Here is a 12570-nt window from a genome sequence, read left to right on the forward strand (position 1 = left end):
GGCGCGGACCGGCACGGTCGTTAACCCTGACGGCAAGAGCCCGAACTTATAGTGACGCGGCATGTGCTTTCGGTGAGATAGTCGAGGTGGCCGGCCGCCCGGGTTCACCCCCCGATCGCCCGGGCGCCCGGCCGTCTCCCGCCCGCGGCCACCACTGCCCGCTCAGGGTAGCCGCGGGACGGGCCGAAGCATCGCGGGATGCAGCACCGTGGCGTCGCCCCGGCGGTACAGCTCCGCGGGCCGGCCTCCGTCTCGGCTCGTGAAGCGCCCGGTCGGGACGAGAAAGCCCGCGGTCCCGGTCACCTTGCGGTGGAAGTTGCGGGGGTCCAGCCGTGAGTTCCAGACCAGCTCGTAGATCCGGCGCAGCTCCGCCACCGTGAACTCGTCCTCGCAGAAGGCCGCCGCCGCCGCACTGTACTCGATCTTCGCCCGGGCGCGTTCCAGCCCGTCCGCGAGGATCGCCGCATGGTCGAAGGCCAGCCGGGACCCGCAGCCCTGGGTCGAGACCGGCTCCCAGCGGCTCGCGGCGGCGTCCGTGCCGGCGATCGGCGTACGCGACTGCGGCGCGAGCGCCAGGAACGCCACCGTGACAACCCGGCCGCGGGGATCGCGATCCGGCGCGCCGTAGGTCGCGAGCTGTTCGAGATGTGCCGGGGGGTGGCGCAGCCCGGTCTCCTCGGCGAGTTCCCGCACGGCCGCCGCGGCGAGGTCCTCGCCCGGCCGGACGAAGCCGCCGGGCAGGGCCCATCGGTCCCGGTAGGGCTCGATCCCGCGGCGCACCAGCAGCACCTGGAGCTGCTCCTCGCGGACGGTCAGCAGGACCAGATCGACGCTGAGCGCCACCGGCACGACCTCCGCCGGCAGCCCGCCCGCCCCGCCGCCGGCGTGGGTGTCTGCGTCGGCGTGGGTGTCGGCGTGGGCGTCGGTGTCGGGGCCGGGGTCGGGGTGGTCGTGGGCGGTCGTGGCGGCGGACGACTCCGGTGGGGACGGCATGCGGGGAACCCTACTCGTCATGTTGACGAGAACCGCGATCCCGGATTATCGTCAAATCGACGATAAAGAGAGGACCTTCCCATGGCGGACATCAGCCGGGCGCCGTTCCTGTGCCACCTGCGGGGCACCCCCACCGCGTACATCCGCCACCAGCGCGGCACAGCCGTCGCCCACGAGGGCGTCGGCCTGGTCTTCTGGTATCGGCCGCGCACGGCGGTGATCAGCGAGGTGCCGGTCGACGACCGGGAGCTCGCGGTGCTCTTCCACGCGCGGACCGCCGACTTCCAGGACGTCGCGGTGCAGGCCACCGTCACCTACCGGATCGCCGACCCGGTGCTGGCCGCCACCCGCCTCGACTTCGGCATCGACCCCGAGCTCGGGACCTGGCGGGAGAAGCCCCTCGACCAGCTCGCCGGGATGATCAATGAGTCGGCCCAGGAGTACGCCTCGGACCTGCTCGCCCGCACGTCGCTCACCACCGCGCTCGCCGAGGGGGTGCCGGTCATCCGCGAACGGGTGACCACCGGTCTGCGCGGCGACGCCCGCCTGGTCCAGACGGGGGTGAGCGTGGTCGGCGTCCGCGTGGTCGCCGTCCGCCCGGCGCCGGAGGTGGAGAAGGCGCTGCGCACGCCCACCCGTGAGCAGATCCAGACCGAGGCCGACCGGGCCACCTATGGCCGCCGCGCGCTCGCCGTCGAGCAGGAGCGGCNCATCGCCGAGAACGAACTGCAGAGCAAGATCGAGCTGGCCGTGCGCGCGGAGCGGCTCGTGACCCAGGAGGGAGCCAACGAGCAGCGCCGGATGACCGAGCAGGCAGCCGCGGCGCGCATCGCCGCCGCGGCGGAGGCGGAGCGGGCGCAGACGGCCGCCCGCTCGCAGGCCGAGCGGGTTCGGGTGGAGGCGGCAGCGCAGGCCGAGGCCCTCCGCCTGGTCGGACAGGCCGAGGCCGACGCCGAGGCGGCCCGGGTCGCCGCGGTCACCGGTCTGGACAGCTCGGCGGTGGTCGCGCTGGCGGTGCGCGACCTGGCCGACCATCTGCCCGCGATCGGGGCGCTCACCATCACCCCCGATGTGGTCACCGAGGCGGTCGCCCGGTTCGTCCGCGCCGGCACCCCGCGGTGAGCCTCGCCCCGCGCGCGGTGCTTGTGCACCGGCGTACCGAGTACGCCGAGCTGATGGACCGGCACGGCACCCGCGGCCAGGCCGCGTTCTTCCTGGCCACCCGCGGACGAGAGCTGGCCGAGGTGCAGGCCGCCCACGACGGCGCCGAGGCGGCCAGGCGGGTGGTCGCCGCGGCGATCCCGCCGCACTGGCGTCGCGGCGAGGTGGAGCGGACCGACCTCGACCGGTTCCTGTTCGCTCCGGATGACGTGGTCGTCTGCGTCGGGCAGGACGGGCTCGTCGCGAACGTCGCGAAGTACCTCGACGGGCAGCTCGTCCTGGGGATCAACGCCGAACCCGCCCGCACGCCGGGTGTCCTGGTCCGGCACACCCCGGGTGAGGCCGCCGCCCTGCTGCGCACCGTCGAGGGATCTCCCACGGACCCCGCTCGGGGGCTTGGCCNCCTGCTGCGCGAACTGACCATGGTCGAGGCCCGCTCCGACGACGGCCAGCGCCTCGTCGCGCTGAACGAGATCTACGTCGGCCACCCCGGTCACCAGACCGCCCGGTACCGGCTGCGGGTCCCCGGCGAGGGCGTCCCGGTGACCGAGCGGCAGGCGTCGTCCGGACTGCTGGTCGGCACCGGCACCGGGGCGACGGGCTGGTGCCGCTCGGTCTGGGCGCAGCGGCGCAGCGAGCTTCCGCTACCGGCGCCGACCGCCGGCGCCCTGGCCTGGTTCGTCCGCGAGGCGTGGCCGTCACCGGCCACGGGCACCGCCTGCACCGAGGGCCGCCTCACCGGGCCGGCGCGACTGGAGGTCCTGGTGGAGGCTGATCGGATGGTCGTGTTCGGCGACGGCATCGAGGCGGACACGATCGAGCTGTCCTGGGGGCAGCAGCTCACCGTCGGCGTGGCCGACCGCCGCCTGCGCCTCGCCTAGCAAGCACCCTGCCTGCCGCGCCTCTCGGGCTACGCGCCCTGCCGGCTACGCGCCTTACCGGCTACGCGCCTTGCCTGCCGCGCTTTATTCGGGCTGCGTCCCTCGCCGGCTGCGTCCCTCGGTGGTCAGCCGCGGCGGCGAGCCCGCCGGCCTGGCCGGGAGGTCCAGGGCCGGCCAGGCCGGCGCACCGCGCCGGTCGCGGAGGGGCCGGGCGGCGGACGGCGCCGCCCGCCCGGCCTGGGCCTGCCCATCACACTCCGAAGCGTTCGAGAGCCTTGCTTACCCGAAGATTTGCCTGCGCAAAGGTGATCTTCCCGTCCACGTACGCCGACAGCGCCGCGCGCCGAACACGTTCGACGCGCTGATCTTTCATCGGGGTGTTGAGCAGGTTGGTCGTGGCGGTGGCCACGGCAATCACCTCCCAGTGGCAGGGGAACAGGATGGTGCTACGCGGGTGGATCTCGGAGTCGTGCCCGTGGCCGGGGATCCGTCGGGGACGTCGATGCCCGGCGGATCCAGAGGCGGACCGACCGTGATCGAAGGTGCGGGGGTGCCCGGCGCGCGGGCGGGAGCGCCGTTCTCAGCTAGGACGGCGACGGGATGGCGGCACCGCCGGCCACCGAGCCTGCCCGAGGCCCGCCTGCCGGCGGGCGACAACACGCGGTTATGCGGACCGAGGCCGTAGGCGCGGCCTGGTGGCCGCCGGGGTCGAGCGCCGCCGGCAGCACGGTCACCCGGACCGTGGCGTTGCGGCGCCGTACGCGGGTAGCCGCACCGTCAAAAATGATCACAACGACTGCCCTCCTCCGCGTTGGGCGGGCATTCGCAGCCCGCGTGGCCCGTCCAGTGGGCGAAGGTGGCCGAGCGCCGTCCCATGCCGCCACGGCGCCGGGAGCGTCCGGTCCGCCTGCCCACCCTGCGAGATGGACGCTGCGGACGTCGTGCCCCGGAAATGCCACGACCACAACGGGACGAACACTTGAACAACGAGGACCGACTGAACATCTACAAGAGTGCGCGACCGGGGGGCGTTGCGCAAGAGCCAACCGGCATGTCGAGCGGTCGCCACCGCACCGTCATGACAGGCACCTCGACCCGGTCGGGGCGGGAACGTCGACGTTGATCGGATCGTTCTGCCCCCTCGACCCGGTGGCCGTTCCCGGCCCGGCGGTCCCCGACCGGCCCGGGCGACTCCGGTGGAGGCGTCCGGGCCGGAGCCGGCGCTGTCGGGCGCAGGGAAGCACAGGCACGGGCCAGGCCGGTCTCGCCGGCCGCTTCGCCGTCAGGGCTCTGGCCGGTCCGGGTCCGCGTGAGTCCCGAGTCGGACCGGGCTGGGTCGGCCGGGTGAGCCGGGCCGGGTGGTTCAGGNCTGGCCCACCCGGGTGCGGTCGAACTCGCCGTCCCGCGCGCCGGCCAGGAAGGCGTCCCACTCGGCCGCGGAGAAGGCGAGCACGGGACCGCTGGGGTTCTTCGAGTCACGCACCACGATGCCCTCGCCCAGGGGAGCGACCTCCACGCACATGCCACCCGCTCCGTTGCTGTAGCTGCTCTTGCGCCAGGCCAGCTCGGCGGGACCGCCCAGATCGGGCTTCGCAAATCTGGTCATCTTAGTTCCTTTACGANGGAAAGTATCATCTGTGTGGATTCTTCCGGCCGCAGGGCGGCGGCCAGAAGGTGATTCATCTTCAACTTATAGCGCCGGACTTCGGCGGCACGCTCGATGTAAAGGCTGCCTGCCGCCTCTTCTATATAGACCACTTCGTGGTCTTCCGAATCGGGGAATCCGAGTATGGAGAATGCGCTGCCCAGGCCGGCGTGTGCGCCCACGGCGAACGGCAGGACCTGGATCGTCACATTCGGGAGTTCGGACCGTTTGGCGAGGAAATCGAGCTGATCGCGCATGACCGCCCGACCGCCGATCTCCCGACGCAGGACCGCCTCGTCCAGAACCACCCAGAGCCGGGGATGGTCGGGGGCGGTGAGCCGGCGCTGCCGGTCCATCCGCAGGGCGATCTTGCGTTCGACCTCCTCGTCGTCGGCCTCCGGGTCATCGGCCCGGATGACCTGCCGGGCGTAGTCTCCGGTCTGGAGCAGCCCGTGGACGAGCTGGGGCTCGTACACCTGGATCGATGCCGCGTCACCCTCCAGGCCGATGTAGATCTCGAACCAGGCCGGGACGACGTCGTGGTAGGAGTGCCACCAGCCGTGACGGCGGGACTCCCGAGCCAGCGCCATCAGCGCGTCGCGCCGCTCACCCTCCGTGACGCCATACAGGTTGAGCAGGTCCGACACGTCGCGAGTGCGTACCGGCACCCGCCCGTTCTCCATGCGGCTGACCTTGGAGACCGAGCAGCGCAGCAGTTGGCACACCTCGTCGACCGAGACGTCCGCCGCCTCTCGCAGTCGCCGTAACTCGGCACCCAGCCGCCGCCGCCGCACAGTCGGACCGCCGCTCGTGGCCATCGCTAGTCCTTCGGTCTGCTGGGAGTGATGAGTGCATCCTGCCACTGGATCGCCACTCCTCATACACAGTGCACAGCTCTGGGTAGCAAAACTNTTACAGAAGCTCTTGCAGGCGGTCGAGGCGGGGGCCATGCTTCGAGTCTTGGTTTACTTTGAGTGGCGAACTCAACCCTCTGGGTGAGAACTTGGTATGGTGAGGAATCACGGGGAGTAGTCAATGGCGATCGTGTGGGGTCCGAGGCGTCGGTCCGGCAACCGTGCCGGAACGACTGGCTGGGCGGCATCGGTCCTGCCGCACGCCCCCGACACTCTCGCCACCTCCGCACCTCTGTCCGCCCCTGCCGTCCTGTCCTTCCCGTCCGTTCCGGACGTTCGGATCGCCACCACAACGACCACGGCGTGGGCGGCCATCGTGAGGGCTGCGGCCACCTGGTCGGCGACGAGTCGGTCCACGACGGCGCGGCACGTCGGCGTGCTGGCCTGGGGCGACGGGGGCGGCCGTCGACCGCCGGCTCCGGGCGGGTGGACATCGAGCCCCGTCCGGAGCCGGCCAACCCACCGTCGCGGGCCGGACCGACGCCTCTGCGGGCGTGACCGCGCACCGGGGACAGCTCCACGGCTCTCATTATTCGGCAATTGGCTGAAAGGCGTGACAATGGCGACTCGCCGATTCCAGGTCTACGACGGAGATGGCGAACTGGTGGCCACCTTCCTGGAGTGGGAGGCGGCGCACTCCTGGGCACATCGCCGCGCCGGCGAGGNAGGAACCCGAAACCCGGTTCAGGTCGAGGACCGGGTCGAGCGGCGGACCTGGACGATCGATGCCGATCAATGCCGGCTCACAGTGTGGCGGCGCCGCGTGGAATACGGATACTGCGGTCGGCCGGAGGCGCGTCCCGTCGGCGCCGGCCGTAAGCACGTCTACGTCTCCTGAACGGGCCGGGCGGTCGCGATGCCGGGGTGTCCGGTGCTGGCGCCGGTGTCCTGGCCGTCGGCGGCATAGGCCGGCTGCCGGACGCCCGCGCGCAGGGCCTCGAAGATGGCCACACCCTGCCCGACAAGTCCACTGGCGATCTCACCGATGCCCTCGGCGCCGTTGAGCACCGTGACGTTCGCGCCCGCCAGCCCTGAGGCCGCCTGCCGGACGATCTCCGGGAGCTGGTCGATGAGCATCCGGTCGAGAGCAACCCGGTTGTGCGACGCGGCGGCCTCGGCCTGGATCCTCATCTTCTCGGCCTCGGCGAGGGCGAGGACGCGAACCCGCTCGGCCTCCGCCTCCGCGGGCTTGACGACCTCGGTGACGAGTTGCTGCTGGCGCAGCTGAGCCTCCCGTTCGGCCAGCTCGGTCCGGGCCGCGGTCACCGCGACCTCCGCCTGGGCCTGCGCAAGCGGTCCGGCCTGCGCGGCCTCGGCCTGGGCTCGGTCGATCTCCGCCCGGTACTGGGCCTGGACGATGGAGGTCTGCCGGGCGTACTCCGCCTGCGCCCGCTGCGAGCGCTGCTCGGCCTCGGCGGCGNCCTGGTTGGCCTCGGCCTGGGCGATCTGCGCCTGGCGCTGGATGGCGGCGTTGTGCGGCGCCGCGATCGCCGCGATGTAGCCGAGTCTGCCGTCGTCGATGGACTGGATCTGCAACGCGTCGACGGTCAGCCCGATCCGGGCCATCTCCGCCTTCGACCCGTCGAGTACCTCGGTGGCGAGTTTCTGCCGGTCACGGATGATCTCCTCGACCGTCATCGAGCCGATGATCGAACGCAGGTGGCCGGAGAAGATCCGCCCGGTCAGCACGGCCATCTGGCCCTGGTCGGACAGGAAGCGCTGGCCGGCGTTGACGATGCTCTCGCTGTCGTTGCCCACCTTGAAGGCGATCACGGCGCGGACGTTCAGGGAGATTCCCTGGTGNGTGACGCACGTCTCCGTGACCTCGGCCTCGCACATCGCCAGGGTCAGGAAGCGGACCTTGCGGAAGAACGGCANAATGAATCCGCCGTGACCGGTGATCACCTTGAAAGGCATCCCACCGCGGTTCTTCCCGCCCGAGATCAGCATCGCCTGGTCGGGTGCGGGGACTCGGTAACCAAACACGCCGTGAACCTTTCGTCAGAGATCGCCGCCGAAGACGGCGGCGGGATCCAGCCACGGCACCACCTCGACGGTCCGAGGCCCGCGCGTTCCGATGACCAGCACGGAGGCGCCCTTGGGCAGCGGAGTGTCGGACAGGGCGAGGAAAGTCTCGATTCCNCCGCGTACCCGCACCACCACCTCGCCCGGCCCGGCGTCGCCCCGAGTGCCCACGATGAGNGCGCCGACGCGGCCGATGACGGACGGATCGCCCACCATCCTCGAACCTCCTCCTCGCACGCGGGGCGCGGAAGGCCATGGCTGAACGGTCGTTGCAGGCGAGAAGAGACTACAAGTCGCCATCCTTGGGATCAGGAGCTTGTCGCTGTCGCCTTCTGTATTGACCAGACGCTGGTCGTCTGGAGCANTCCGGTCCACGCTGACCGCATCTCCGTCAGCCGCTGACGGCCGGACCGNCCGGTTCTGGCGCTCGTCGGCCCGGCTCGAACCGGCGCCGGTAGGCGGTCGGCGTGAGGCCGGTGCGTCGACGCAGAGCGACCCGTAGACCCGCGGCGGTCCCGAGACCACTGGCCCGGGCCACGAGATCGAGGCGTTGTTCCCCCCGTTCGAGCAGCCGGCAGGCCAAGGTGACCCGTTCGGCGGTCAGCCACGTGGAAGCGACAACAGGGCACGCCCCCATCTGAATCGGTCTCACGAGTGGTCCGATCCCGGCGCGAGCGGACCGGCGCCGGGGACTGCTACGCCGGACTCGTACGCGGCGACCACGAGCTGCGCCCGATCGCGCGCCCCAAGCTTGGTCAGTAGCCGGCTGACGTGCGTCTTGACGGTGGTGACGCCGACGAACAGCCGCCTGGCGATCTCGGAGTTCGACAGCCCCGCTGCGACCTGGACGAGCACCTCGCGCTCCCGCTCCGTCAACCGGGTCAGCTCCTCGCCCCGGACGGGCCGCTGTGGCCGCTGGGCGAACTCGGCGATGAGACGCCGGGTGACGCTCGGGGTCAGCAGCGCGTCGCCGGCGGCCACGATCCTGATCGCGGCCAGGAGGTCCTCCGGACGAGTGTCCTTCAGGACGAATCCGCTGGCGCCGCCACGCAGGGCCGCGAAGACGTGTTCATCCTGATCNAAGGTCGTCACCACGAGGACGCGTGTCGCGGCGGTGCCAGGGTCCGCAGCGATGATCCGCATCGCCTCCAAGCCGTCCATGATCGGCATACGGATGTCCATGAGAACGACATCCGGGCGCAGGTGCCTGGCCAACCGCACCGCCTGCGCGCCGGTCCCGGCCTCCGCGATCACGGCGAGATCGGGAGCGGAGTCGACCAGCACTCGGAAACCGGCGCGCACCAGAGCCTCGTCGTCGGCGATGAGGACCCGGACGCGACCGTCCGCCGCCGGCACGGGGCGGGACGGACGGTCGGAATCAGCGCGGCTACTGAGCCCTTCCTGGGTCTCCGCCGATGCAGAGCCATCGGCTGTCACCACCATCAGACTGCATCCTGTCNGGCAGGACACGGCTGGACCGATGTCGGCGGGCGCTCACAGGACCGATCTGCCATGACGATTGCGGGTGGGAGGGGGAACCGGGCCACGACCGCGAATCCCCCACCTTCATGGGGGCCGGCGCTGAGCGTGCCGGCGAAGAGCTCCGCTCGCTCGCGCATCCCGACGAGGCCCAGCCCGGGGCCTGATGCTGTGTCCGGCTCGGGTCGCCCCGAGGCTGAGCCGGTCGGTGCATCGGCCAGGCCGCAGCGCGCCTGGTCGATCCGGCGATCTGCCGGTGTCGCCTCGCTGTGATGATGCTCTGGGCTGCCTGGTGAGGTACNCCCGTCATCGACGATGCGCACGACCAGTTCCCGCGGCCCGTCGTGCACGCTGACCTGGGCCTCGGTGGCGTCGGCATGCCGAACCACGTTCGTCAGTGCTTCTTGGACGATGCGGTACACCGAGGTTTCCAGGACCGGGAGATAGCAGCGCTCGGTGCCGGTGCGCCGGTATGACGTGCGGAACCCATGTCGCTGCAGCCCGGCGACCAGATGGTCGAGGTCTGCGAGCTTCGGCTCGGTGATCCTGGCCGGTGCGTCAGCACTGAACCGTTCGTCAGCTTGCACTGATTCGGCGCGCTCGGNCTGCCCGCTCGACGGGACCGTCTGATCCGCCCGGCTCGAGACTCCGGTCGGCTCTCTTTCTGGTCGCGCTGTCAGCGTCGCATCCGATCGGCCGGATGGCTCCTCGATCTCCTGGNGGGTACTGCGCAGGACGCGGCGTACCTCGTCGAGAGCTGAGCGGCTCGTCGTCTCGATGACGCTCAGTGCCTCGCGTGCCTCGCGCGGGTCCTCGAGCAGACGCGCAACTCCGGACCGGACCGCGATCAGGCTCAGCGTGTGCGACACGACGTCGTGGACGTCCCGAGCGACTCGAAGCCGTTCTTCGGCGCGGATCCGGCGCTCCCGCTCCGCGGCCTCTCGGCGCGCCTCCAGCGCAAGCCGACACCGATAGCGGCGGCGGGTGNGGAAGGNATCGCCGACCAGCCAGGNCGCTGCGGCGATGAGTGCCTGGACCAGATCCTGTTCCTGATCGGGATACAGGCGCATGGCGACGGCGGTGGAGACCGCGATCGATGCGACTGCCGCCGTGCTCGCGGNCAGTGACGTTCGCCTGGGGTGGTGATCGGCGACGGTGAGGACGGCAACGCCGAGCGCTGGTCCGGCGTTGCTGACCAGCGGCGTGAAGCGGACCCCTGCGAACGCGGCCGCGCAGAGGACCGCGGTGACGCTGGCGAGCACGGGAAGCGGCCAGCGTCGGGCTGCTATCAGCGGGGCGGCGCAGAGCACCCCGAACAGCAGGATGTGCGAAGTTGAGCCGTAGGCGTCAGCCCCAGGCGAGACCGTCGGAGTCAGGGCGGCGGGCAGGCTGAACAGGGCGAAGGAAGCAAGGGCAACCGCGACGTCGACGGCGCCGGGTCCTGCACTGCGGCCGACCTTGGCGGACCCGGCGAATTCCTGCATGCGTGCGGGCCGATGGGTCNGGCCGGACGGGGCCGGCGTGATGAGCGCCATGGAATGTGACGGTAGACGCCGAGGTCGGCTTCCGGCGTCCCTCCACAGGATGACTCGGGCCATCCGCCTCCGGTCGGACGAGCCGCGCCGAGTCCACCCCTCGAAGGACCCGAGGATGGTTCCGGCGATGGACGACAGGCCGGCCCAAGAACGCGATGTTGATGGACATGAAGCCGCGTCCATCCNCTCCCTCCCGTCCAGCTGGCGCCTCGCCGCGCAGAGCCGTCACCGTCCGACCACGGCTCCGGGACTGGCCGTACAGGCATCCCCGAACCGTTCCCTCGCGTCGGGTAACCGCAGGGCTGTCGCCCGTTCTGGCCGGCTTCGCCGTGAGCGCTTTCAGTGCAGGCGTCGTCTCGGGCTACCTCACGTACCAGCACCGGTCCTCGGTGCGCGCGGAGCACAGCGCGGGCACTGCCGCCTGGGGGCCACACCTCGCCGTGCTGATTCTGGCCGGAGTTCTCGCCACCGGTTCATGGCTGCGTCGCCGGCGGCCTTCGACCGAGTGGCGTGCCCGGGGCGCGCTGCCTGCGCCGCTCGGCCGGCCCGCGGCACGGCGGATCACGTTGACGGCGCTCGCTGTCCGCCGCCGCCCGGCGGAGCTGTGGCGGCTCGCTGTTCTCGCCGCCTCGGCCGTGGTGCTGCTCTACCTGTGTTGGCGGGCCGGGTTGCAGGTGCTGGGGGGACTGGACCCGAACTTCACGGCGAATGCGTGGGGCGGCCCCAGCTATGCGGGGGCGATGGCCTGCCACTATCTCGATCTTGCGGTTATCGGTGCGGTCGTCGCGGGACTGCTCGATCGGGCCCTGCTACCGGTCCCAGCGGGCCGTGGCTAGCTCCTGGCAGGGCGGACTGGCTCTGGTAGTGTGAGCGCAGCCGTAAATGATCTTTTTGAGGAGGTGGGACCCATTTCCGCGGTATCAAGGTGGGTGTACTCCTCCCATGATCACATGTGGTTCGACCAAGCCTGGTGATCGGGAGGACGCCCTTCGGTGTCCCGAAAGGCTTCCCGTGTCGTCATTGCCTTCGTCCCTTCCGCCGTCTCTCTCGTTGCCCCACATCGTTCATCGGCTGCGTGCCGCAGGCTGCGTCTTCGCCGAGGACGAGGCCCGNCTGCTTGTGGGCGCTGCCCGGACANCCGCCGAGCTGGCAGCGATGGTTGACCGCCGGGTCGCCGGCCAGCCCTTGGAACACCTTCTCGGCTGGGTCGAGTTCTGCGGCCTGAGGATCGCGGTAGAGGCCGGTGTGTTCGTGCCCCGGCGCCGTACCGAGTTCCTCGTCCGACAGGCCCTCGGCCAGGCCGTTGGCCGGCCCGGCGAGGTCGTGGTCGACCTGTGCTGTGGATCCGGTGCAGTGGCTGCCGCACTGCTCGCGGCTCTGCCCGCTGCTGAGGTGCACGCCGCCGACATCGAGCCTGCCGCGGTGCGCTGCGCTCGGCGCAACGTCGCCGGCGGGGGCCTGGTGCACGAGGGTGACCTGTTCGCCGCGCTCCCCAGGACGCTGCGGGGACGTGTGGATCTCCTGGTGGTCAACGCGCCGTATGTCCCGACCGACGNGATCGGCCTGATGCCGCCCGAGGCGCGGGAGCACGAGCCCCGACTGGCTCTCGATGGTGGAACGGACGGCCTCGACGTGCTGCGACGGGTCGTCGTCGACGCGCCGTCCTGGCTGGCCCCGGGCGGCAGCCTCCTGTTCGAGACCAGCGCGCAGCAGTCGCCCGCGCTCGCTGACGCGGTCACCCAAACCGGGCTGATCGTCCGGATCNTCCAGTCCGAGGAATCGGCAGCCACCGTGGTTGTCGCGGTCTCTCGGGCCGCAGACGCGGCAACGTCGGACCGACGGTGAGGGAACAGACCCTCGAAGATGAAGCACCCCTGGCGGAGGGCCGGCGGGGNAGTCGTCGTCCGACGTATGTTCGGGCCTTTTCCGCTCGCGCC

Annotated in this window: 5 protein-coding genes and 13 pseudogenes; 6 read left to right on the plus strand and 12 right to left on the minus strand. The window is 71.2% G+C overall.

The genetic code is table 11. The features are described 5' to 3' along the window. Positions 1-162 precede the first annotated feature (162 nt). Positions 163-993: an NUDIX domain-containing protein gene (locus UK94_RS02835; protein WP_157734093.1), complete on the minus strand. Its 831-nt coding sequence runs from the start codon at positions 991-993 to the stop codon at positions 163-165. A gap of 81 nt (positions 994-1074) precedes the next feature. On the opposite strand from UK94_RS02835, the gene UK94_RS37935 reads away from it, so the two are divergent. After that, positions 1075-1702: SPFH domain-containing protein (locus tag UK94_RS37935; RefSeq protein ID WP_235486287.1), on the plus strand; the 628-nt coding region annotated here is incomplete at its 3' end. A gap of 1583 nt (positions 1703-3285) precedes the next feature. On the opposite strand, the gene UK94_RS34540 is transcribed toward UK94_RS37935, so the two are convergent. From UK94_RS34540 to UK94_RS37970, 11 genes and pseudogenes are all read right to left on the minus strand, one after another. Then, entirely contained in the window at positions 3286-3444 is a 159-nt protein-coding gene (locus tag UK94_RS34540; RefSeq protein WP_173402671.1) for a hypothetical protein, read from the minus strand. A 960-nt stretch (positions 3445-4404) separates the two neighbouring features. Continuing rightward, a pseudogene (locus tag UK94_RS02850) lies at positions 4405-4641 on the minus strand (DUF397 domain-containing protein); the annotation flags it as partial. A 17-nt stretch (positions 4642-4658) separates the two neighbouring features. Next, positions 4659-5498 (minus strand): annotated as a pseudogene (locus tag UK94_RS02855) (helix-turn-helix transcriptional regulator); the annotation flags it as partial. A 1517-nt stretch (positions 5499-7015) separates the two neighbouring features. Next, positions 7016-7397, minus strand: a pseudogene (locus tag UK94_RS37945) (flotillin family protein); the annotation flags it as partial. A 1-nt stretch (position 7398) separates the two neighbouring features. Then, positions 7399-7471, minus strand: a pseudogene (locus UK94_RS72670) (hypothetical protein); the annotation flags it as partial. A gap of 1 nt (position 7472) precedes the next feature. After that, a pseudogene (locus UK94_RS72675) lies at positions 7473-7544 on the minus strand (hypothetical protein); the annotation flags it as partial. Between the two features lie 723 nt (positions 7545-8267). Further along, the coding region (locus UK94_RS37950) for a response regulator transcription factor (RefSeq protein WP_235486289.1) at positions 8268-8699 on the minus strand (432 nt) is incomplete at its 5' end. A gap of 1 nt (position 8700) precedes the next feature. Then, positions 8701-9062 (minus strand): annotated as a pseudogene (locus UK94_RS37955) (response regulator); the annotation flags it as partial. A 17-nt stretch (positions 9063-9079) separates the two neighbouring features. After that, positions 9080-9399: pseudogene (locus tag UK94_RS37960) on the minus strand (histidine kinase); the annotation flags it as partial. 1 nt (position 9400) lies between these two features. Beyond that, a pseudogene (locus UK94_RS75710) lies at positions 9401-9685 on the minus strand (histidine kinase); the annotation flags it as partial. A gap of 134 nt (positions 9686-9819) precedes the next feature. Continuing rightward, positions 9820-10054: pseudogene (locus tag UK94_RS37970) on the minus strand (histidine kinase dimerization/phosphoacceptor domain-containing protein); the annotation flags it as partial. 908 nt (positions 10055-10962) lie between these two features. Between UK94_RS37970 and UK94_RS02895 the strand changes: the two are divergent. From UK94_RS02895 to UK94_RS72685, 5 genes and pseudogenes are all read left to right on the plus strand, one after another. Next, positions 10963-11469: a hypothetical protein gene (locus UK94_RS02895; protein ID WP_157734094.1), complete on the plus strand. Its 507-nt coding sequence runs from the start codon at positions 10963-10965 to the stop codon at positions 11467-11469. Between the two features lie 106 nt (positions 11470-11575). Continuing rightward, positions 11576-11745, plus strand: a pseudogene (locus UK94_RS72680) (putative protein N(5)-glutamine methyltransferase); the annotation flags it as partial. A 26-nt stretch (positions 11746-11771) separates the two neighbouring features. Next, positions 11772-12188 (plus strand): annotated as a pseudogene (locus tag UK94_RS37980) (methyltransferase); the annotation flags it as partial. Position 12189: 1 nt separating this feature from the next. Further along, positions 12190-12397: pseudogene (locus UK94_RS37985) on the plus strand (putative protein N(5)-glutamine methyltransferase); the annotation flags it as partial. 1 nt (position 12398) lies between these two features. Then, positions 12399-12478, plus strand: a pseudogene (locus tag UK94_RS72685) (hypothetical protein); the annotation flags it as partial. Between the last annotated feature and the right edge of the window lie 92 nt (positions 12479-12570).

The sequence above is a fragment of the Frankia sp. AvcI1 genome, from assembly GCF_001420875.1.
In the GTDB taxonomy this organism is placed as follows: domain Bacteria; phylum Actinomycetota; class Actinomycetes; order Frankiales; family Frankiaceae; genus Frankia; species Frankia alni.

Excerpts from the sequence above, each read along its gene's own strand:
- UK94_RS02835 (WP_157734093.1), bottom strand. The coding sequence starts at position 993 with ATGCCGTCCCCACCGGAGTCGTCCGCCGCCACGACCGCCCACGACCAC.